This is a genomic window from Lysobacter sp. KIS68-7, assembly GCF_021284745.1.
Classification (GTDB): Bacteria; Pseudomonadota; Gammaproteobacteria; order Xanthomonadales; family Xanthomonadaceae; genus Noviluteimonas.
The window spans coordinates 1,862,475-1,884,210 of record NZ_CP089925.1 but is presented as its reverse complement, the minus strand read 5'-3'; the positions used below and the strand labels follow the sequence as shown (position 1 = coordinate 1,884,210).

The 21,736-nt window shown below is 66.4% G+C and carries 17 protein-coding genes and 3 tRNA genes; 6 read left to right on the top strand and 14 right to left on the bottom strand.

Features of this window, described 5'->3' with window-relative positions; translation table 11 throughout:
• Positions 1 to 2: 2 nt before the first annotated feature.
• The gene (locus tag LVB87_RS09125) at positions 3 to 581 is read right to left on the bottom strand and encodes a class I SAM-dependent methyltransferase (RefSeq protein WP_232897668.1); all 579 of its coding nucleotides are present in this window, start codon (positions 579 to 581) and stop codon (positions 3 to 5) included.
• Positions 582 to 705: 124 nt separating this feature from the next.
• Here LVB87_RS09125 and gloB point away from each other — a divergent pair, with 124 nt between their 5' ends.
• The 3 genes from gloB to LVB87_RS09110 all read left to right on the top strand — a co-directional run bounded on the left by gloB (position 706) and on the right by LVB87_RS09110 (position 3,333).
• Complete coding sequence (gene gloB, locus LVB87_RS09120; RefSeq protein WP_232900524.1) at positions 706 to 1,470, top strand: hydroxyacylglutathione hydrolase; 765 nt, start codon at positions 706 to 708, stop codon at positions 1,468 to 1,470.
• A gap of 20 nt (positions 1,471 to 1,490) precedes the next feature.
• Entirely contained in the window at positions 1,491 to 2,474 is a 984-nt protein-coding gene (locus tag LVB87_RS09115; protein ID WP_232897667.1) for a lytic transglycosylase domain-containing protein, read from the top strand.
• Positions 2,475 to 2,541: 67 nt separating this feature from the next.
• A complete protein-coding gene (locus tag LVB87_RS09110; protein ID WP_232897666.1) occupies positions 2,542 to 3,333 on the top strand; it encodes an enoyl-ACP reductase in 792 nt (263 codons plus the stop codon).
• A 621-nt stretch (positions 3,334 to 3,954) separates the two neighbouring features.
• On the opposite strand, the gene LVB87_RS09105 is transcribed toward LVB87_RS09110, so the two are convergent.
• The 13 genes from LVB87_RS09105 to LVB87_RS09045 form a co-directional block, all read right to left on the bottom strand.
• Positions 3,955 to 5,922, bottom strand: a complete 1,968-nt coding sequence (locus LVB87_RS09105; protein ID WP_232897665.1) for a SurA N-terminal domain-containing protein — start codon at positions 5,920 to 5,922, stop codon at positions 3,955 to 3,957.
• 116 nt (positions 5,923 to 6,038) lie between these two features.
• A tRNA-Asp gene (locus LVB87_RS09100) sits at positions 6,039 to 6,115 on the bottom strand.
• A 67-nt stretch (positions 6,116 to 6,182) separates the two neighbouring features.
• Positions 6,183 to 6,257 (bottom strand) — tRNA-Val (locus LVB87_RS09095).
• A 20-nt stretch (positions 6,258 to 6,277) separates the two neighbouring features.
• Positions 6,278 to 6,550 carry an HU family DNA-binding protein gene (locus LVB87_RS09090; protein WP_156641506.1) on the bottom strand — a complete coding sequence of 91 codons (273 nt, stop codon included), beginning with the start codon at positions 6,548 to 6,550 and terminating at the stop codon, positions 6,278 to 6,280.
• 177 nt (positions 6,551 to 6,727) lie between these two features.
• Complete coding sequence (gene lon, locus LVB87_RS09085; protein WP_232897664.1) at positions 6,728 to 9,154, bottom strand: endopeptidase La; 2,427 nt, start codon at positions 9,152 to 9,154, stop codon at positions 6,728 to 6,730.
• Positions 9,155 to 9,437: 283 nt separating this feature from the next.
• Positions 9,438 to 10,724: an ATP-dependent Clp protease ATP-binding subunit ClpX gene (gene clpX, locus LVB87_RS09080; protein ID WP_232897663.1), complete on the bottom strand. Its 1,287-nt coding sequence runs from the start codon at positions 10,722 to 10,724 to the stop codon at positions 9,438 to 9,440.
• Between the two features lie 118 nt (positions 10,725 to 10,842).
• On the bottom strand, positions 10,843 to 11,469 hold the full coding sequence (gene clpP / locus LVB87_RS09075; protein WP_232897662.1) for an ATP-dependent Clp endopeptidase proteolytic subunit ClpP: 627 nt from the start codon (positions 11,467 to 11,469) through the stop codon (positions 10,843 to 10,845).
• 26 nt (positions 11,470 to 11,495) lie between these two features.
• Positions 11,496 to 12,791 carry a trigger factor gene (tig, locus tag LVB87_RS09070; RefSeq protein ID WP_232897661.1) on the bottom strand — a complete coding sequence of 432 codons (1,296 nt, stop codon included), beginning with the start codon at positions 12,789 to 12,791 and terminating at the stop codon, positions 11,496 to 11,498.
• Between the two features lie 118 nt (positions 12,792 to 12,909).
• Positions 12,910 to 12,991 (bottom strand) — tRNA-Leu (locus LVB87_RS09065).
• Positions 12,992 to 13,058: 67 nt separating this feature from the next.
• A complete protein-coding gene (locus tag LVB87_RS09060; protein ID WP_232897660.1) occupies positions 13,059 to 13,202 on the bottom strand; it encodes a hypothetical protein in 144 nt (47 codons plus the stop codon).
• Positions 13,199 to 14,683, bottom strand: a complete 1,485-nt coding sequence (locus LVB87_RS09055) for a DUF4178 domain-containing protein (RefSeq protein WP_232897659.1) — start codon at positions 14,681 to 14,683, stop codon at positions 13,199 to 13,201. Before LVB87_RS09055 ends, LVB87_RS09060 begins: the two co-directional genes overlap by 4 nt.
• Before the next feature lie 2 nt (positions 14,684 to 14,685).
• A complete protein-coding gene (locus LVB87_RS09050; RefSeq protein ID WP_232897658.1) occupies positions 14,686 to 15,690 on the bottom strand; it encodes an SPFH domain-containing protein in 1,005 nt (334 codons plus the stop codon).
• A gap of 31 nt (positions 15,691 to 15,721) precedes the next feature.
• On the bottom strand, positions 15,722 to 16,120 hold the full coding sequence (locus LVB87_RS09045; protein WP_232897657.1) for a DUF350 domain-containing protein: 399 nt from the start codon (positions 16,118 to 16,120) through the stop codon (positions 15,722 to 15,724).
• Between the two features lie 116 nt (positions 16,121 to 16,236).
• On the opposite strand from LVB87_RS09045, the gene LVB87_RS09040 reads away from it, so the two are divergent.
• The 3 genes from LVB87_RS09040 to LVB87_RS09030 all read left to right on the top strand — a co-directional run bounded on the left by LVB87_RS09040 (position 16,237) and on the right by LVB87_RS09030 (position 21,568).
• A complete protein-coding gene (locus LVB87_RS09040) occupies positions 16,237 to 17,748 on the top strand; it encodes a polyamine aminopropyltransferase (RefSeq protein ID WP_232897656.1) in 1,512 nt (503 codons plus the stop codon).
• Complete coding sequence (locus LVB87_RS09035) at positions 17,748 to 19,394, top strand: NAD(P)-binding protein (RefSeq protein WP_232897655.1); 1,647 nt, start codon at positions 17,748 to 17,750, stop codon at positions 19,392 to 19,394. Before LVB87_RS09040 ends, LVB87_RS09035 begins: the two co-directional genes overlap by 1 nt.
• Before the next feature lie 755 nt (positions 19,395 to 20,149).
• On the top strand, positions 20,150 to 21,568 hold the full coding sequence (locus LVB87_RS09030) for a DUF1254 domain-containing protein (protein WP_232897654.1): 1,419 nt from the start codon (positions 20,150 to 20,152) through the stop codon (positions 21,566 to 21,568).
• Positions 21,569 to 21,736 lie beyond the last annotated feature (168 nt).

The window sequence follows — 21,736 nt, the reverse complement described above, 5'->3', positions numbered from 1 at the left end:
CGTCATGCAGCGGGCACGCCGGTCTGGATGCGCAGCGTCGCGCGGGGGCGGATCGGGGTCAGGGGACTCACGCGTTTCTCCGCGCGCAACAAATAGGCGGCGCGCATGCCGGCGCCCTGCTGGAGCGTGGCGTTGGCGACAGTGTCCCATCGCGGGCCCACGCCTTGCGAGACCGCTTCGGGCACCAGGCCCGCGGCGCGCAGTCGACGGCGCCAGCGGATCGGTTCGGACGCCGTCGGCCCTTCGCGCAACCAGCGCAGCCGATAAGGCGCGAGCGGGTTGAGCGCGAGCAGCCACAGCCGCCCGCCGGGCACGAGCACGCGCGCGGCTTCTTCGAGCATGGCGTCGGCGGCCACGGGACCGTCGGCCACGTGCTGCAACACCACGGTGCCGATCGATTCGGAGGCGAGCGGCAGCGGCAGGCCGCAACGCACGGGGCCGTGGAAGGCGCCGCCATGTACGTACAGGGGCAGCTCGCGTTCGCCGACGACCGCGAGTCCACCGGTCGGCATCAGGCGCAGCCAGGGTTGGCCGGGGCGTTCGTCCCCGGCGCGCCGGACGATCTCGTCTTCGCTGTCCAAGAGGGCGCGCCCGGCCGTAGACGCAAACCAGCGCCCGGCCAGACGGGCGCCGGCCTGTTCAGGTTGACTGGGGAATCCGGGCGACGGCATGGTCCCTATTCTGCTGGAAGAGCCCGACGATGCGATGCGACTTCGACCGCTGCCGGCATTCGAGGACAACTACATCTGGGCCCTGCACGACGACACGGGCACGGGTCTGGTCGTCGATCCCGGGGAAGCGGGCCCGGTGCTCGCCGCAGTGGCGGGCGGCCTACAACTGCGCGGCATCCTGCTGACCCACCACCACCACGACCACATCGGCGGCGTGCCCGGGATCCTCGAGCGCTGGCCCGACCTGCCCGTCATCGCGCCGCACGACGACCGCATCGCCACCGCCACCCAGCGGGTCGGCGCGGGCGACACGGCCCGCATCGGCGACTGGGTCTTCGAGGTCCATGAGATCCCGGGCCATACCGTGAGCCACATCGCATTCCACGGCCATCAAGTCTTGTTTTGTGGGGACACCCTCTTCAGCCTCGGGTGCGGACGCTTGTTCGAAGGGACGCCGACCCAGATGCTGGATTCGCTCGACCGCCTGCGTGCGCTGCCCGGAGACACCCTGGTGTGCTGCGGCCACGAGTACACCGTGGCCAACGCCGCCTTCGCGCTGACCGTGGATGCGGCGAACGAAGACCTGCAAAAGCGCGCGGTCGAGGCCAAGCGCCAGCGCCTCGCCGGAAAAGCGACCGTGCCCTCCACGCTCGCGCAGGAAACGGTCTGCAACCCGTTCCTGCGCATCGACGCCGCGCCCGTGCGCGCGGCCGTCAACGCCCACGCGGGCCGGGCGCTTGCCGACCGCGTGGACGCATTCGCCGAATTGCGGCGCTGGAAAGACGGGTACCGCGCATGAGGTCGCGGGCGCACTGGGTGATGTTGACCTGCGCCCTGCTCTCGCCGATGGCGATGGCAGCGCAGGAGATCCCCAGGACGCCGCCCCGCATGGCCGAGGCGAACGAAACACCCGCTGCACCCTCCACTGCCTCGTCGTCCGCCACGCTTCCCACCCGCAGCGGCCGCGACATCTATGCGCAGTTCCGCGCCGGCCTGGCCGATCCCGAATGTCCGGCCAACGGCGGCAGCGCGCGCTGGCGCCAGCATTTCGCCAACGCGCCCAAGCGCATGGCCACCGACGGCGACGATGTGCTGCCGCTGTTCGGCTACGTGGTGGACGCCGTGCGCGAAGCGCACCTGCCCACCGAATACGCGCTGATTCCCTTCGTCGAAAGCGGCTACCGCCCCGGCGCACGCAGCGCTGGCGGACCCGCGGGCCTGTGGCAGTTCATCGCGCTCACCGCGCGCAACCATGACGTTGCGGTACGCCCCGGTTACGACGGTCGCTTGTCCCCCGTGGATTCCACGCGCGCGGCGGTGCGATATCTCAAGACCCTGCACGGCATGTTCGCCGGCGACTGGCGCCTGGCGGTGATGGCCTACAACGCAGGCGAATACCGCGTGCTCGGCGCGTTGCGCCGCAGCGGGCAGAACGCACGCAACGCGAAACCCGAAACGCTCCAGGGCCTCTCGCCGATCACGCATGCTTACGTGCAGAAGCTGCGCGCGCTGTCGTGCCTGCTCGAAAGCGCGGACGACCGCGAAGAATGGTTGCGCGCGCTCGACCGCCCGATTCCGTTGCTGCAAGCCCGTGCGCTACCGCATGGTGCGAAGACGCTGGAGGCCTGGGCCCGCGACCAGGGCCTGGATGCCGCGCGCGTGCGGCGCATGAACCCCGCGTTCGAAGGCGGCCGCATCATCGCGCGCAACGACGACGACGCATTGCGCGTGCTCGCCCCCGCCGCTACGGCTGAGATCGCGGCCACCGGGAGCGCCGTCGGCGCCACCGCGGCTGGTCCCTGAGCCGCGTCGCAGGCACACTAGCGCCCCCCGCCGGAGGACCCGGCGCGCTCAGAATTTCGGAGGATCCATGGGTTTCCTGCAGGGCAAACGCGCGCTCATCACGGGCATCGCGAGCCAGCGTTCGATCGCCAGCGGCATTGCCGAAGCGATGCACCGCGAAGGCGCGCAGCTCGCCTTCACCTACCAGAATGAAAAGCTCAAGTCGCGCGTCGAAGACGCGGCGAAGGAATACGGCAGCGACATCGTGATTCCGCTCGACGTCGCGGACGATGCGCAGATCGCCAACTGCTTCGATTCGCTGAAGAAACATTGGGATCATTTCGACATCCTGGTGCACGCCATCGCGTACGCACCGCGCGAAGCGATCGAAGGCGAGTTCCTCGCCGGCCTGACGCGCGAGAACTGGAACATCGCGCACGAGATCTCGGCGTACTCGCTCGCCGGCATGGCGAAGGCGGCGCGCCCGATGATGGCCGGCCGCAACGGCGCGATCATCACGCTGAGCTACCTCGGCGCCGAACGCGCGCTCGCCAACTACAACGTCATGGGCGTGGCGAAGGCGAGCCTGGAGGCGACCGTGCGTTATCTCGCGCTGAACCTCGGTCCGGAAGGCACGCGCGTCAATGCGATTTCGGCTGGTCCGATCAAGACGCTGGCGGCGGCGGGCATTGCGAATTTCCGCAAGATGCTCGGGCACGTGGAGGAGTACGCGCCGATGCGTCGTACGGTGAGCATCGAGGACGTCGGCAATGTCGCGGCGTTCCTGTGTTCGGATCTCGCTGCGGGTGTGACGGGTGAAGTGACCTACGTCGATGCGGGGTACAACATCCTCGGGATGACGGGGATCGAAGGGGTTTGATCCTTCTTTCTCAGGAATGAAAAAGCCCGGCGCTTTGCCGGGCTTTTTGCTTCCACCAGATCGGCGGACCGCCACGAGCCGTCGTGTGTGTCTTGTCCACTCCATACGACAAGTCGCGGCCAAGACACACACGACGGCTCGCGTCGCTCCGCTCGCGACTTGATGTTTGCGCGGAGCGTCTGGGAGCCGAGGGCCCCTGCGATGCGAACGCGTGCGCCAACTTCCGGCTTCGGAAGGACGGCACTTTGCCCCCTCGCTCGCTGCATCGGCATGTGCGTCCCGCTTCGGAGGGCAAGGTGCCTAGATATCAATTCAGGGGAACGCCCCTTCGGTCCGAAGGGGCGCGTGCCCACAAATGTCGCTAGGCACGTTGCCTGCCGAAGGTGACGCACGCGACGGCGCAGCGCCGAGGTGGGCGACGGGCCGTCCATCAGAATTTACGGTGTAGGCGCGCGAGCAATGGATTGCGACGCGCCCACATTCCCAGACGCTCCGCGAGGGCATCAAGTTGCGAGCGGAGCGACGTGAGGTGTCGTGCCCGTCTTGGCCGCGACTTGTCGTATGGAGTGGACAAGACGGGCACGACGCCTCGCGGCGATCCGCCCGTCTAGTGGAGCGCCCTTACAGGCGGTCCTCAGCGACGTCGATCTTCATCGCACGACGCATCGCCGCCACGAACGCACGCGCGTCGTCGTTGCCGCCGGCCTGCGCCAGCTGGCGACGCAGCGCATCGCGCTCCTGCGCGGTCGCCTTCGACGGATCGCCCTCGGTCACCTTCGAGACCGCGAACACCACGAAGCTGCCGTCCTGCAAACGCACGCTGCCCGGCGACACCTTGCCCGCCGCCGGCGACGGCACCGAGAAGTACGCCTGCGTCGCCTCGCGCGCCGGAAGCGGCGCACCACGCGGCACGGTCGGCAGATCGACGGCCACCAGGCCCTTCGCTGCGGCTGCCTGCGCAATCGGCGTGCCCGCCTTCAGCTGCGCCACCATCGCATCGGCGGCGGCCTGCGCGGCCTTGCGCGTCCGCTCGCCGCGGATTTCCGCGACGATGCGCTCGCGCACCTGCGCCACCGGCAGCTCGCGCGCCGGCGTGTGCTGGGTGACGCGCAGCATGACCACGTGGTCCGGCGCGATTTCGATCGTGTCGCTCACCAGGCCGTCCTGGATCATCGAGTCGGAGAACGCGGCGCGCTGCACGGCGACGTTGCTCGCGATGCCGGTGCCGCCTTCGCGCGGGAACGGACCCAGCGTCTGCACCGGAAGATTGGTGTCCTTCGCGGCCGGCGCGAGCGCCGTCGGGTTCTTGTTCACCAGGTCGACGAGCTTGGTGGTCAGTTCGTTGAAGGCGCGCTCGCGATCGGCCGTCGCCTGTTCGGCGGCCAGCTTTTCGCGCATGTCCTCGAACGTCACCGCGGCGGCGGTCTTCACTTCGCGCAGCTGGATGACGTGCCAGCCGTATTCGGTCTTGATCGGGCCGCGCACTTCGCCGGCCTGCATCGCGAACACGGCGTCTTCGAACGCCTTGGGCTGCGTGCCGCGCGCGACATCACCGAGGTCGCCGCCATTGGCCTTCGAACCGGTGTCGTCGGAGTTGGCGCGCGCGAGCGCGGCAAAATCGGCGCCGGGCTGCTTGGCCTCGGCGGCGAGCTTCGTCGCCTTGTCTTCGGCGGCCTTCTGCGCAGCGACGCTGGCATCGGCCGGCACCGCGACGAGGATGTGCGACACCAGGCGCTCGCCCTGCGCACCGAGCTTGTCCTTCTCCTGCTCGAAGCGCGCGCGCAACGCGGCTTCGTCGGCCGGCGGCACGTTCAAGGCGCTCGCGTCGACTTCGACGTATTCGATCGACACGGTTTCCGGCGCGCGGAATTCCGAATGATGCGTGCGGTACCAGGCGTCGATCTCGGCGCCCTTCACCGGGCCCATGTCCGGCGCCGGCGCAGGCAGCTGCACGTAGGAGACGGTGCGCTGTTCGGCCAGCAGCTTGAGAACGCGGTCCATTTCGCTGGCGGTGACGAACGAGGAATCGTTCAGGCCGCTCGGCAGCAGGTCGACCTGCAGGCCGTCGCGCACTTCCTTCTCGAAACCCGAAGGCGCCATCTGCTGCGAGGCGAGCGCGAACTGGTAACGCTCCTTGTTGAAGCGGCCGTCCACCTGGAAGACCGGCATGCTCGCGATCGCGCTCTGCACCTGCGCGTCGGAGATGGAGACGCCCGCGCGCGTGGCGGCCATCTGCATCACGCGCTGGTCGATCATCTCGTCGATGATGCGACGCTTGGTGTCGGGCGTTTCGAAGGCGCGCGGATCGTACGCAGCACCAAGCTCCTGGCGCTGCGCCTGGCGTTCGCGTTCGAAGCGCTGGCGGAATTCCTGGTTGCTGATTTCCTCGCGCGTCCACAGCAGCGAGGCGGGCCACCAGTTCGGCGCGCTCGACCACCACGTCGGCGGCGCTTCGATCTTGGCCGACCACGTCTCGGTCTTGCTGTGCATGTACTGCTCGACGCCGAAGAACGAGAACGGAATCAGCAGCAGTCCGAAGATCACCGAAGCGATCCAGCCGGAGGTCTTGTCGCGGAGTTTCTGCAGCATCTTGGAAGCGGGCCTGGTGCGTGAGCCGCGCAGTGTAGCCGCTTCCGGGCCGGGCTGGCGGGCCTGCCGCCGGGCAAAGAAAAAGCGCCCTTTCGGGCGCTTTTCTTTGGAACTAGTGGCGGAGTGGACGGGACTCGAACCCGCGACCTCCGGCGTGACAGGCCAGCATTCTAACCGACTGAACTACCACTCCGCGGAGCCCGAAATAATACTGATCTGCTTCGGGCCGCGCAACACTTGGAACGAAATCTTTATGCGGGTGGTGGGTGCTGAGGGGATCGAACCCCCGACCCTCTCCGTGTAAAGGAGACGCTCTACCGCTGAGCTAAGCACCCGCCGCACAACAAGAAACGAATCAGTTGACCGCGTCCTTCAGCGCCTTGCCGGCCTTGAACGCAGGATTCATGGAGGCAGCGACCTTGATGGTTTCGCCCGTGCGCGGGTTGCGGCCTTCGCGCGCTGCGCGCTTGCGCACGGCGAACGTACCGAAGCCCACCACCGTCACGGTGTCGCCCTTCTTGAGGGCCTTCGTGATCGCAGCGATCACCGCGTCGACGGCGCGGCCGGCATCGGCCTTCGTCAGTTCTGCGCCTTCGGCGACGGCATCGATCAATTCGGCTTTGTTCATGCTTGGGACTCCCGGTAAGAAACCGCTGTTGGGACCGGGCAAGCCGAATGCAGCGCCCGTAGTCGGCGTTCGCATCCTGGCGGCTTCCCCGGTCTAAGAACCGCTGCGCACGATGGGGCGCAGCGGGTGATGGCGGTCGTTATACCAGCGGGGTTTTTCCGCGGCAACGACGGGAGGTCAATGCGTGACGTCCGGCTGCGTGGCCGGCGGACTGCCCGGTTCGGCCACCTGGACCCCACCCACGCTGCCGGCCGTGGTGGGCGCCAGCGGGCGTTCCAGGGCCAGGTCGAGCACTTCGTCGATCCAGCGCACGGGGACGATCTTCATGCCCTGCGTCACAGCCTTCGGGATGTCGGCGAGGTCCTTGCGGTTCTCCTCGGGGATGATCACCGTGCGGATTCCGCCGCGCATGGCCGCCAGCAACTTCTCCTTCAGGCCGCCGATGCCGAGCACCTTGCCGCGCAAGGTGATCTCGCCGGTCATCGCAACGTCGTTCTTGACCGGGATCTTGGTCAGCGTGGAGACGAGCGCGGTGGCCATCGCGATGCCGGCGCTCGGGCCGTCCTTCGGCGTCGCACCTTCAGGCACGTGCAGGTGCACGTCGTACTTCTGCAGGAAGTCCAGGTCGATGCCGAAGCGCTCGGTGCGCGCACGCACGACGGACAACGCGGCCGACGCCGATTCCTTCATGACGTCGCCCAGCTGGCCGGTGAGGATCAGCTGGCCCTTGCCCGGCACCAGCGTGGATTCGATCTGCAGCAGGTCGCCGCCGACTTCCGTCCACGCCAGGCCCGTGACCAGGCCGATCTCGTTTTCCGTTTCCACGCGGCCGTAGTCGAAGCGGCGCACGCCGAGGTACTTGTCCAGGTTCTTCGAGGTGACCGTGACGGTGCTCGACTTCGCCTTTTTCTTCGGACCGGCCAGGGCGAGTTCCTTCACCACCTTGCGCGAGATCTTCGCGATTTCGCGCTCGAGGTTGCGCACGCCGGATTCGCGCGTGTAGTAGCGCACGACGTCGCGGATCGCGCTCTCGGCGATCTTCAGTTCCTCGCCCTTCAGGCCGTTGGCCTTCAGCTGCTTCGGAACGAGATAACGCATGGCGATGTTGAGCTTCTCTTCCTCGGTGTAACCCGGGATGCGGATCACTTCCATGCGGTCGAGCAGCGGGCCGGGGATGTTGAGCGAGTTGGACGTCGCCACGAACATCACTTCCGACAGGTCGAGGTCGACTTCCAGGTAATGGTCGTTGAAGGCGTTGTTCTGCTCCGGATCCAGCACCTCCAGCAGCGCCGAGGACGGATCGCCGCGGAAGTCCATCGACATCTTGTCGATTTCGTCGAGCACGAACAGCGGGTTCTTGCTGCCGACCTTGTTGAGGTTCTGCACGATGCGGCCCGGCATCGAACCCACGTAGGTGCGGCGATGCCCGCGGATTTCCGCTTCATCGCGCACGCCGCCGAGCGACATGCGCACGAACTTGCGGTTGGTGGCCTTGGCGATCGACTGGCCCAGCGAGGTCTTGCCCACGCCCGGCGGACCCACGAGGCAGAGGATCGGACCCTTGAGCTTCTGCACGCGCGCCTGCACCGCGAGGTATTCCAGGATGCGTTCCTTGACGCGCTCCAGGCCATAGTGGTCGGCGTCGAGCACGTCCTGCGCGACCTTGAGGTCCTTGCGCACCTTGTTCTTCTTCTTCCACGGCACGCCGAGCAACCAGTCCAGGTAGTTGCGCACGACGGCGGCTTCGGCCGACATCGGCGACATCTGCTTGAGCTTGGCCATTTCGTTGCGCGCCTTCGCCTCGACGGGCTTGGGCATGCCGGCTTCGGCGATCTTGCGTGCGAGTTCGTCCAGGTCGTTCGGCGCGTCGTCGATCTCGCCGAGCTCCTTCTGGATCGCCTTCATCTGTTCGTTGAGGTAGTACTCGCGCTGGCTCTTCTCCATCTGCGACTTCACGCGGCCGCGGATGCGCTTTTCCAGCTGCTGCACGTCGATCTCGCCGTCGACCAGGCCGACGAGGAGTTCCAGGCGCGCGCCGATGTCGAGCGTTTCCAGCAGGCGCTGCTTGTCGGTCATGCGCACGCCGAGGTGCGCGGCGATGGTGTCGGCCAGGCGGCTCGGATCGTCGATGCCGCTGAGCGTCTGCAGCAGTTCCGGCGGGAGCTTGCGATTGGTCTTGACGTACTGTTCGAACAGCGACATCAGCGAGCGCGCGACGGCTTCCACTTCGCGCTGCTCGCGCGCGGATTCGGAGTCGACCTGCGCACCGCGGCCGGACAGCGCGCCGTCCTTCTCCTCCACGTCGGTGACGCGGGCGCGCGACATGCCTTCGACCAGCACCTTGATCGTGCCGTCGGGCAGCTTCAGCAGCTGGAGCACCTGGGCCAGCGTGCCGATCTCGTGCAGGTCCTTCGCGCCGGGCGCGTCCGTGTCGGCGGACTTCTGCGCGACCAGCAGGATGCGTTTGTCGGCTTCCATCGCCTGGTCGAGGGCGCGGATAGATTTGTCGCGGCCGACGAACAAGGGGATGACCATGTGCGGAAACACCACGACATCGCGCAGCGGCAGCACCGGCAGGTCGAAGGTTTCGGCATGTTGGGTCATGGAGGCTCCAGTGGTGGTCAGGACGGTACGGTGCGGCGACCTCGGCCCACGATAGGGGGGCGGGGGTCAAGGCGGCGCACAAGCGGCGCCGCAGGACCGGTTATGGGGCGTGCCCTCGGGGGATGCAAGCGCCCGGAGGTGCATTCGTGATGGGGCCCGAAGTCGGGCTTGTGAAGGCGCCCCGGGTGGTCCCGGACAGGCGCGCGCACGGCGGTACCGCGCCCCGACGGACGGGCGCGACAGCGGCTTGGCTGGGCGGCACCGGCTGGGCCGGTGCCGTGGATCATTCTGCCCCTGCGGCCTTCGGCGTGGCCGGAGGCGTCTGGTAGATGAGGTAGGGCTCGGACTTGTGCTCGATGACCGACTCGTCCACCACCACCTTGCTCACGTTCTCGAGCGAGGGCAGTTCGTACATCGTGTCGAGCAGCACCGATTCGACGATGGTGCGCAGGCCGCGCGCGCCGGTCTTGCGCTTGAGCGCCTTGCGCGCGATGGCGCTGAGGGCATCCGGGCGCAGTTCCAACTCGACGCCTTCCATCTCGAACAGCTTGCGGAACTGCTTGCTGATCGCGTTCTTCGGCTCGGTGAGGATCTTCATCAGCGCGGCTTCGTCGAGTTCCTCGAGCGTCGCCACGACCGGCAGGCGGCCGACGAACTCGGGGATGAGGCCGAACTTGATCAGGTCTTCGGGTTCGACTTCCGACAGGATCTTGCCGACGTCCTGCTTGCGCTCCGAGCTCTTCACCTTCGCGCCGAAGCCGATGCCGCCGGCTTCCGTCGAACGCTGCTGGATGATCTTGTCCAGGCCCGCGAACGCGCCGCCGACGATGAACAGGATGTTGCGCGTGTCGACCTGCAGGAATTCCTGCTGCGGGTGCTTGCGGCCGCCCTGCGGCGGCACGCTGGCGATGGTGCCTTCGATGAGCTTGAGCAGCGCCTGCTGCACGCCTTCACCGGAGACATCGCGCGTGATCGACGGGTTTTCACTCTTGCGCGAGATCTTGTCGATCTCGTCGATGTACACGATGCCCTGCTGCGCCTTCTCGACGTCGTAGTCGCACTTCTGCAGGAGCTTCTGGATGATGTTCTCGACGTCCTCACCGACGTAGCCGGCTTCGGTGAGCGTCGTGGCATCGGCGATCGTGAACGGCACGTTGAGCAGGCGCGCCAGCGTCTCGGCCAGCAGCGTCTTGCCCGAACCGGTCGGGCCGACGAGCAGGATGTTCGACTTCGCCAGTTCGACGTCGTCGTTCTTCTGCCGGCTCTCGATGCGCTTGTAGTGGTTGTAGACGGCCACGGCGAGCGTCTTCTTCGCGCGCGACTGGCCGATAACGTACTGGTCCAGCACGTCCAGGATCTCACGGGGCTTGGGCAGGTGGCTGCGGGCCGACTGCGCCTTCTCCTCGAGCTCCTCGCGGATGATGTCGTTGCAGAGCTCGACGCATTCATCGCAGATGAACACGCTCGGGCCCGCGATCAGCTTGCGGACCTCATGCTGGCTTTTCCCGCAGAACGAGCAATACAGGATCTTGTTGCTGTCGCCGGATCGGCCTTGACGGTCTTCGCTCATTCCCCACACCTGCTTAGGCCACACGGTTGCGGCCCGAGAATAGCATTCGGGGCCCGGTTGTCTACCGAGCCCGTCGCGCTGGTCAATGTCATGCCGGATCGCCCGGCGCCGGCCCCGTTCAGGCGGCCTGGATCGAGTCTTCGGGGCGCCGCTCGAGGACCTGGTCGACCAGGCCGTACTCGCGCGCCGCCTCGGCGCTCTTGAAGTTGTCGCGTTCGGTGTCGCGCGCGATGGTCTCGAGGGCCTGGCCGGTGTGCTTGGACAGGATCTCGTTCAGGCGCTGGCGCAGGGTGAGGATTTCACGGGCATGGATGTCGATGTCCGTGGCCTGGCCCTGGAAGCCGCCCAGCGGCTGGTGGATCATCACGCGCGAATTCGGCAGCGCATAGCGCTTGCCCTTCGCGCCCGAGGCCAGCAGCAGCGCGCCCATCGAGGCGGCCTGCCCGACGCAGATGGTGCTCACGTCGGGCTTGATGTACTGCATGGTGTCGTAGATCGCCATGCCCGCCGTGACGATGCCGCCCGGCGAGTTGATGTACAGGCTGATGTCCTTCTCGGGGTTTTCCGCCTCGAGGAAGAGCATCTGGGCGACGATCACGTTGGCGACGTGGTCGTCGATGCCGCCCACGAGGAAGATCACCCGCTCCTTGAGCAACCGCGAATAGATGTCGTACGCGCGCTCGCCGCGGCTGGTCTGTTCGACCACCATCGGCACGAGGTTCAGGGCTTTCGTTTCGTGGCTCATGGTTTCTCTCGTTGGTGCGGCCCCGCTTACTGGCGGATCGCGTCCTGGAAGGATAGCGCCTGCTCGGTGTGCTGGGCCCGCTCGGCGATCCAGTCGATCACCTGCTCTTCCATCACCCGCGACTGCAAGCCTGCCATGAGCTGGGGGTCGTTGCGGTACAACTCAATGACCTGCTCCGGCTCTTCATACGTAGATGCGATCAAGCGCATGGTTTCGTTCACGCGGCGCTGTTCCAGGCGCAGGTCGTTGCGGCGGGCGATCTCGCCGACCAGCAGCGCGACCAGCACGCGCTTGCGCGCGGCGTCCATGAACGGCTCCAGCGACGGATCCAGGCGCTGGCCGGAGCGGCGCGCCTGCTCGGCCATGTTGGCCTGCAGCGAGCGGGCTTCGTTCTCGACCACGCGCGGCGGCAGTTCGACGCCCTTGTACTTCTCGACCAGCTGCTCGCCCACTTCGCGGCGCAGGCGCTGCATCAGCGCGCCCTTGAGCTCGCGCTCCAGGTTGCTGCGGATTTCGTTGCGGAACTGGTCGCTTTCGCCGGACTTCACGCCGAAGCTGCGGATGAATGCGGCGTCGACTTCCGGCAGCACCGGCTCGGAGAGCTCCAGCAGCTGCATGTGGATGTCCACCTGCTTGCCGGCGAATTCGGCGATGCGCCAGTCGGCCGGGAAGTCGACCTTGACGGTCTTCTCTTCGTTCGGCGACATGCCGACGACGGCGTCTTCGAGTTCCTTCAGCATCGCGCCCGAACCGAGCACCGTGCTGCCCTTCTCCGCGCCCTCGGACGGACGGCGCACGCCGTCGACTTCGGACCAGTTCTCCAGCGTGGCGAGGTCGCCGGCCTTGGCGGCGCGCTCCACGCGCGTCCAGCTCTGGCGCTGCTGGCGGAGGTTTTCGATCATGCGGTCGATGTCGGCGTTTTCGACGTCCGAGGTGTGGCGCACGACGTTGAGCGCGGCCATGTCGATGTCGCCGAAGTCCGGCACCACTTCGAAGGTGGCGACGTAGGCCAGTTCGCCTTCGCCCGCCGCTTCGGCGCTCTGCTCGATCTGCGGATTGCCGGCCAGGCGGAGTTCGTTCTCGCGCACGGCGTTATCGAAGCTCTCGCGCAGCATGCCGTTGAGGATTTCCGAACGGACCTGGTCGCCGTAGCGCTGTTCGATCACCTTCGTCGGCACCTTGCCGGGGCGGAAGCCCTTGATGCGGGCCGTGCGCGCGATTTCGCGCAGGCGGCCGCCAACCTGGGTGTCGACCGTGTCCGCCGGGAGGCGGAAGGTCATGCGGCGTTCGAGGTTGCCGAGCGTTTCGACCGAGACTTGCATTGCTGGGAGCTCTTCGTGAATTGAGGTGGCTGACCGGCCCTGGCGGGTCGGCGGAACGGGGTAGTTTGGCCGAAACACCGGCCAGCCGCCACATCGGGCGGCTCCCCGGGCGGGCAAATGCGAAAGGCGGGACTCGAACCCGCACGCCTTGCGGCGCTGGAACCTAAATCCAGTGCGTCTACCAGTTCCGCCACTTTCGCGCGGGGCGATTGTGAAGCCCGGGGCCGCCCAATGGAACGGACGGCCGTCCCAAGCCCCCTCCCGGGGCTATTTGTGCCCGCCGCCCGAGGTCCATCCGGAGCGGCCGGTCGAATTCCCCCAGCTGCGGCCGTCGTCGTCTTCCTGGCCCGCGGCGACGCAGGCCACCACCACGAGGACGACATAGACGATGTAAAGCAACCGAAGCTTCATGACGCCTCCTCGTGGGCGTACAGGAATGCGACCGGCGCCCACACCAGCGCCAGGCCCAGCCAGAACGCACCCATGCTGATGCTCTCGGAGAGGACGAAGAAGACCACCGTAGCGATCCAGGCGACGGTGGACGGCGCGGTGGCGTTTTCGACGTTGACATCGTCGTCGTCCGTCTCCTCCCGGGCAGCGCGTACCGGCGCGCGCACGGCCTTCGGCAGGCCGAAGGCGATCCTGACGCTCGCCTCCGGAATCGCCGAAGCCAGCGACCAGGTGATCTCATCGTCGGTCTGCTCGCGCGTCAGCGTTTCGCGCTTCTGGCATTTGAAATCGGTGACGCGCCGGGAGTCGCCGCGCCGCACGCGCCAGTTGAACGCACCGAACACGGCCGTCACCCGCGCGCGATAGTCGTACTGGGGCGACCACGCCATGCCGCGGAACATGCAGGTCGCATCGCTGACCACGGTGGGCCACTCGTCGCTGACGGTGACGCGCTGCCAACCGTCCTCGGTTTCCACCAGCCACAGGTAACCGGCCTCGGGGTTGAACAGCAGGTATTCGAACCACGCCGGCTCGGAGGTATCGCCCGGTACGTCGCAGCGCATGACGCCGATGACGGTGTACGGGACGTTGAACTTGCCGACGGCGCCAAGCGCCAACGTGGTCTTGAGGGTGGCTGCGCGCTTGTTCGCTTCGATGATTTCCGCACGGTCGCCGCTGCAGTCGAGCAGCGAACTGCACGAAGGACACACCACCTGCGTCGCCATCGCCGCCGCGATGGTCACGCTGCCGCCGCAGTTCGGGCAGTCCAGCGGCATCACGCGGCCGCGATAGCGTTCCGTGCTCGCCTTGATCTCGTCCTTGCTGCGCAGCGTCTGCGGATCGAGGTCGGTGCGCTCGGCGGCGGTGCCGGAATAGATCACTGGAGCGTCGTCGGCGTAGTCGATCGTCGCGAACGCCTGGCCCCTGCGGCAGTCCGCGGCGCGCGCGTCCCAGCCGTCTGCGGCGTTCACCGGCAACTCGCCTTCGCCGCCGATGCAGCGGCTTTCGCGCCGATCGGAGACGTAGTAGAGCACGCCGTCGATCTTGATCCCCTGCCCGACGCGCACATCCTCGTATGCAGGCAATGGCGCCAGCAGCTTCGCATCCGACATGCGCCGCATCAGCGCGTATTGCCCCGATGCATCCGAAAGCCAGCCATCGGCGCCGTCGTCGAACAGCACGTACCACTCGTTCCAGCCGCCCGCGTCGTACTGCATGCTCAGGCGACCGACGACATGGAAACCGCGATCCTGCTGTCGCCCGCGCGTGCCGATGCGGACCGGCGAGCCGTCCTCCACCACCGCGGCCAGGTGCCCGATGGTTTTCGCGACGTCGGCGTCCTTCGTGATCGTGCTGCGGCATGCGCCGCACACCACCATCACCGCACCCGCGGATTCGAAGCGGACCGCTGCCCCGCACTGGGGGCACAGGACTTCCTGCATCGTCAGCCGGCCATGTTGCGCAGGATCTGCGCCTTCGCGGCGTCGTATTCCTCCGCCGTGATCAGCTGGAGTTCCAGCATGCGCTTGAGCTGCTGCAGTTTCGCCACCGGGTCGGCGGCGGCCGCCGGTGCGGCGCCTGCGGGCTGTGCAGGCGGCGCCATCGATTGCGACATCGCCTGCCCCATCAATGCGCCCGCAGCCAGGCCCGCGCCCACGCCGGCGATGCCGCCTTCGTTCTGCGCCGCCATCGGAATGGCGGTGGCCGTCTGGTATTTCGTGAACTTGTCGAGGTCGCCCGACATGCCGAGCGCGATGCGCGTATCGAGCGCCTTCTGCAATTCCTCCGGCAGCGACACGCTTTCGACCGCGAAGTTTTCCAGCGCGACGCCATAGCGCTCGAACACCGGCGCCAGCTGCACCTGCATGCGCTGCGCCATCACTGCCTGGTTGGCCGCGAGGTCGAGGAACGGCACGCCGCCGTTGCCGAGCGTGTCGGCCATGGCGGCGACCACGAGGTTGCGCAGTTGTTCTTCCAGGTCTTCGACCGTGTACACGCCGCGCGTGCCCACGATCTCGCGGTAGAAGCGCTCCACGTCCGCGACCTTGTAGCTGTACACGCCATGCGCGCGCACCCGCACCATGCCGAACTCGCTGTCGCGGATGGTCACCGGTTGGGCCGTTCCCCAACGCCGCCCGAGCTGCAGGCGCGTGGAGAAGAAGATCACGTCCGACTTGAACGGCGATTCGAACAGCTTGTCCCAGTGCTGCAGCGCCGTGAGCACCGGCAGCGTCTTCGTCGTGAGCTTGTACATGCCCGGGCCGAAGACATCGGCGATGCGCCCTTCGTTGACGAAGACCGCGACCTGCGAATCGCGCACCGTCAGGCTCGCGCCGTACTGGATTTCCATGTCCTCCATGGGATGGCGCCAGGCGAGCGTGCCGTCGCCGTCCTCCACCCATTGCAGGATGTCGATGAACTGCTTGCGGATGAACGAACCGATACCCATGGCGAAAGCCCTCGGCGAAACGAACGGGAGGTCAGGTCAGGCAGGCGGCGTTGACCACGCCCACGCCCAGCGAAATGGCGCCCATCAGGCCGCCCATGGCGGTGTTGCCGTCATGGATCGCCTGGTTCATGTGGCGCATGGCGCGCGCGACGATGGCGTAGGCCACCAACTGCACGACCATCGCGGCCACCGCCCACGCGACGAACGCATGCCAGCTCGCGTGCAACGCGATGCTGAAGGCGAGCGTGCAACTGAAACCGAGCAGCGCACCGCCCAGCGACAGCGCGGCGGCGGCATTGCCTTCGCGGATCAACGCCCATTCGTCGAAGCGCGTGACGCGGCTGTAGACCAGCACGAACGCGACCAGCATCGTGAGCGCGGATGCGAGGTAGGCCAGGTAAGGCACCAACGCATCGAAGAACACAGTCATCCGTAACCTCCCCCGAAGTCCTCGGCGAGTATAGCCAGTTGGCCGAGGCATGCGCAGTCGATACAGTGGGCGCCCGGCTCGGGGCGTGCGCCGGCCTCCATCAGAATTTTTCTTACATGCGCGATCGCGCCCTCATTCTTTCGGTCCTGATCGTCGCGTCGTGCGGCCTGGGTTATGAACTGATCAGCAGCGCGCTCGCGAGCTACCTGCTCGGCGATTCGATCCTGCAGTTCTCGTCGGTCATCGGCTGCTACCTGTTCGCGATGGGCATCGGCTCGTGGGCCTCGCGCTACGTCGAAGACGAGGACGTGCTCGATCGCTTCGTCGACCTGGAGATGCTGATCGGGCTGGTCGGCGGCGCGTCGGCCGCGGTGCTCTTCATCATCTTCGCGTGGGTGTCCACGCCGTTCCGCACGTCGCTGTACGTGATGGTCTTCGTGCTCGGCCTGATGGTGGGCATGGAGATCCCGCTGGTGATGCGCATCTTCAACCGGCGCCGCACCGAGTTCCGCGAACTGGTGAGCCGCGTGCTCGCGTTCGACTACCTCGGCGCGCTCGTCGTATCGCTGGTGTTCCCGCTGGTGCTCGCGCCCTACCTCGGGTTGCTGCGCACGGCCTTCCTGTTCGGCCTGTCCAACACGGCGGTGGCGCTGTGGACCGCGATGGCCTTCCGCGAGGAGCTCAGCCGCCCGCGCCTGCAACTCACGCGCGGCGTGCTGGTGATGGCCTTGCTGTGCACCGGGCTCGCGTTTTCCGGCCGCATGACCGCATGGGCCGAACGCGGCATCTACGGCGACGAAATCGTGCATGCCGAATCCACGCCGTTCCAGCGCCTGGTCGTCACGCGCTGGCAGGACGACCTGCGCCTGTACATCAACGGCAACCTGCAGTTCTCCTCGCGCGACGAACACCGCTACCACGAAGCGCTCGTCCACCCGGGCCTGCAGGCCCTGCCCCACGCACGCCGCGTGCTCGTGCTCGGTGGCGGCGACGGCCTCGCGGTGCGCGAGATCCTCAAGTCGAAATCCGTCGAACACGTCACGCTGGTGGACCTGGATCCCGCGATGACGGGCATGTTCTCCACCTCGCCCGAACTGCTCGCGCTGAACCGCGGATCGCTGAAGGATCGACGCGTCACCGTCGTGAACGACGATGCCGGTCGCTGGCTCGAAGCGAACACGGGCATGTACGACTTCATCGTCGTCGACTTCCCCGACCCGTCCAACTTCGGCATCGGCCGCCTGTACTCGGTGCCGATGTTCCGCCTGATGGCGCGGCACCTGTCGGCGAACGGTTACATGGTGGTGCAGTCCACCTCGCCGTACTACGCGCCGCGCTCGTTCTGGAGCATCGACGCCACCTTGCGCGAAGCCGGCCTGAACACCTGGGCCTACCACTGCGACGTGCCCTCCTTCGGCGACTGGGGCTTCCTGCTCGCGGGCCATCGCCGCGACTACGCCGTGCCGGTCGCGCTGTCGGTGCCCACGCGCTTCCTCACGCCCGACGCGATGCGCGACCTGTTCGTCTTCCCGAAGGACATGCCGCGCCTGGCCATGCCGGCCAACCGCCTCGACGAGCAAACGCTCGTACGCTACTTCGACGAGGATTGGCGCCGGGTGATCCGCTGATGAAGCGGCGCACGTTCCTGATCGGCGCGGGACATGCGTGCGTGATCGGCGCGGCGGGATTCGGTGCGACGCGTTTGCATCGCGCGGTGGAAACCACGCCGCGCATCGACTACCCCGGCATGCGCGAAGGCCATGCGCTGCGCGATGCGAAGGCCCTGCCGCCGCCGCGCGGCGAACTGCGCACCGGCATCGCGATCCTCGGTTCGGGCGTCGCGGGCATGGCGTGCGCATGGGCGCTCGCACGCGCGGGTCGGCGCGACTTCGTGCTGCTGCAGGGGCCCGAATATGGCGGCAACGCCGCCGCAGGCAACGACGCAGGCCCCGGCGACGACGACCTAGCCTACCCGCTGGGCGCGCATTACCTGCCGCTGCCTTCCACCGAATCCACGCACATCCGCAGCCTCCTGGCGGATGTCGGCCTGCTGCTGCACGGCGAACACGATCGCGCGCCCTACTACGACGAAGCGGCGCTGTCGCATTCCCCGCGCGAACGCCTGCTGCGCAACGGCCGCTGGGAGAACGACCTGCTCCCGAGCCAGGGGCTGCCGCCGAACGAATTGCAGCAGCAAGCGCGCTTCTTCGCGGACGTGGCCGCGCTGCGCATCCGCCGCGGGCGCGACGGCCGACGCCTGTTCGCCATCCCGGTCGTGTTGTCGTCCCCCGACGAGGAATGGCGCGCACTGGATCGCGAAACCTTTGCGCACTGGCTCGATCGCCACGGCTACACCGCACCGAGCCTGCGCTGGTACCTGGATTACTGCTGCCGCGACGACTACGGCGCGTCCACGCATTCGGTGTCCGCGTGGGCGGGCCTGCACTACTTCGCGAGCCGCGACGGCAAGGCGGCCAACGCATCCGACGAAGCGGTGCTCACCTGGCCGGGCGGACTGTCGGAAATGATCGCGCGCATGCGCGCAGCGACGACGCGCCGCCTCGGACACGAACGCTGGTTGCGCCCGGGATTCGCAGCACGCGTGCACGATCGCGCCGACGGCGTCGAAGTCCTGTCCGCGCGCCACGACGGCGCAGCGCTGGCGACCGAAACGCTTCGCGCCGACCACGTCGTCAGCGCGATGCCGCTGCACGTGCTGGCGCACATCTGGCCGGGCATGGCCGGCAGCGGCTACGACCCGACGACGCACGCGAGCCCGCACGCCGCGTGGCTCGTGTCGAACTTCCTGGTCGAAGGCTATCCGCGCGAACTCCCGGGCGAAGCCCTGTCCTGGGACAACGTGGTGCATGGCGGGCGTGGGCTGGGCTACGTCGTGTCCACGCACCAGTTGCTGCGCGTGGCACCGACCGCGCGCAGCGTGTTCTCCGCCTACCAGTCGCTGGATCGCCTCTCTCCCGGCCAGGCGCGCGCCTGGCTCATGCGCGCCTCCCCGGAGGAATTGCGCGAGGAAGCCGCGACCGACCTGCTGCAGGCCTACGGCGACCAGCTCTGGCGTCGCACGCGGCGCTTGTCGATCACCGTCCGCGGCCACGCAATGGCGGTGCCGGCACCGGGCTTCCTGCACAACGCGGGCCTGGCGTCGCTGCGCGGGCTGGACGGGCGCGTGCGCATCGCGCATTCGGACCTGTCGGGGTACTCGATCTTCGAAGAAGCCGCGTGGTGGGGCGTGCAGGCGGCGGAAGCGCTAGCCTGAGCCCACGGGCGGGCGCAAAGAAAAAGCCCCGGCATCGCTGCCGGGGCTTCTCGGGATTGGTGGGCCGTCAAGGATTCGAACCTTGGACCTATTGATTAAGAGTCAATCCAAGTTAGCCGTTAAATCAGCAACTTAGACCACTTCATTTTCCGAGTAACGGCGAGTTGTGGTGCTGTAGAGGTTCGCTAGGTGGCTCGCATTTTCCGAAGCGTCGCCGCATTGTCCGGCTGCCATGACCAAACCTCGCCCCGAACGCAGGTCACCGTTGCACACCGAAGTGCTGCAGTTCGATGACCTTCGTGAGTTGAGCGGCAGGCACCAGCGCGCGGGCGTCGAGGAGTGGCTGCGCTCACAGAGGATCCGGTTCAAGTACGACGCTAAAGGCGGGGTCTGGACGACGGTAACCGCACTCAACGTAGCCCTCGGGGTGTTGCCAGACACCTACCAAGAGGAGCTATCCATTGACCTCTTTCGGTAGCGCCAGGGCGTCAGATTGCCGTTTATGCGCCGGCGGCCGATGTCCGCTTTCGGCCAGGAGCGGACATTCGCTATCGGCGGAATTAGGCCGATCCGCGGCGGAGGGGCAACAAGTGGCGCAAAATAATTTGGGTCGGCGGACTGTTCAGTTGAGGCACCCCGACCACGATTCAAGACCGCGCAGCAACGCCGCAATACCGGCCCTAACCATGCGCATGGCCGGGGGTGATGACGCAACAGAAAGCCGCCTCCAAGAATGCGCGAAAGGAGCAAGGCTCATGGCATCGCAACAACCGAATCCCGCCGCAGCACAGATCCACAGCGTGGACACTCCTATTGGCAATCTGTCATTCGAGAGTGGCCTGCCGACTGAAGACACGGTGGCCAAGCTCTTCGACAGCATCGACTTCCAGCGCGCATGTCAGGCGTATATCTGGGGCCTGCCCCTGGTCGGCTTTGCTACGTTTCAACGGTTTTATTACCAAGCACTCGGAGCAGGCGACGGTGACATCGTCTCCCTTCAAACGTATCGCGAGAAGCTTGGTTGGTTAACGCCAAACGCTACGACGCCTTACATCGTCAGCTACATCAATCTCACCCGTACCGGACCCCTCGTCATCGACCTGCCAGCCGGACCCAACGGCAGCATCGTCAGTGATGCCTGGGAGCACGCAGTGACGGATATGGGGCAGACCGGACCGGATAAAGGGGCGGGTGCAAAATATCTCATCGTCGCTCCCGAACAGGCTGGATTGAAAGACACGACGGGCTACCTCGTGTTTCCTTCAACGACGAATAACATTTCCCTCGGCTTCCGTGCCCTCGATCCCGATCCGGTCAAGGCGCAGCAGTGGCTCGAAAGTGTGCGTATCTACCCCTACAGTCAGCGCGAGCAGCCTCCGCAGCAGAAATTCCTGACGCTTGCGGGGAAGACATATCTACAGGCGCAGCCTAGGGGACTGGCCTATTGGGAATTGCTTGCGGACATCATTAACCAAGAGCCGGTGCAGGAGCGTGACCGCATCGTGATGGCGACTCTGAAGCCGCTGGGAATCGAAAAGGGGAAGCCGTTTCGTCCCGATGCACGCCAAAAGAAGATCTTGGAGGACGGCGCCTTCGTTGGCGAAGCGATGGCCAAGGCGAACTCGTTCTACAAACGCTTTCCCGGAAGCCGCTATCGAGCAGACGCGCAGTGGGACTACGTCCTATGCGTTGATTGGACTGCGGAAACGGAATTTTATCGACAACTGGACGAACTCTCCGCATACACCTACGAGGCTTGCGGGACGTCGAAAGGGATGGTCATCAAGACACCCGGTGTTGGTCAGGCGTACCTCGGGACCTATCATTCCAAGGACGGTCATGCGTTTGATGGCTCAAACACGTACCGCTTGCGCGTTCCACGCAACGCACCCGCAAAAAACTTTTGGTGCGTGACGGCCTACGACCTGGATACACGCGCCTACATCGAGAACAAGGAGGAGATCCCCGAGCGGTCGTCGCGCATGGACTTGCTCAAGAACGCTGATGGGAGCGTCGATATCTACTTTGCTCCGGAGGCCCCTTCCGGGTTCGAAAAGAACTGGCTTCCAACGATCCCAGGCAAGGCTTGGTTTACGTACTTGCGCCTATACGGTCCCACCGAGACATATTTCGACAAGAGCTGGCCTTTACCGGACATTGAGCAAGTGAAGTAAGCGCAAATGCCAATCGCAAAGCGAATGTCCGCTTTGAGTGGAAAGCGGGCACTCAAAGGCGTGGAAACCCGCCGAGGGGGCCGAGTGTCCGCTTTCGGCCAGAAGCGGACATTGCTCCCCCTTAGCAATCCCCCCAGACTGCGCGCGTCGCCGCCCGCTCCCCAGTCA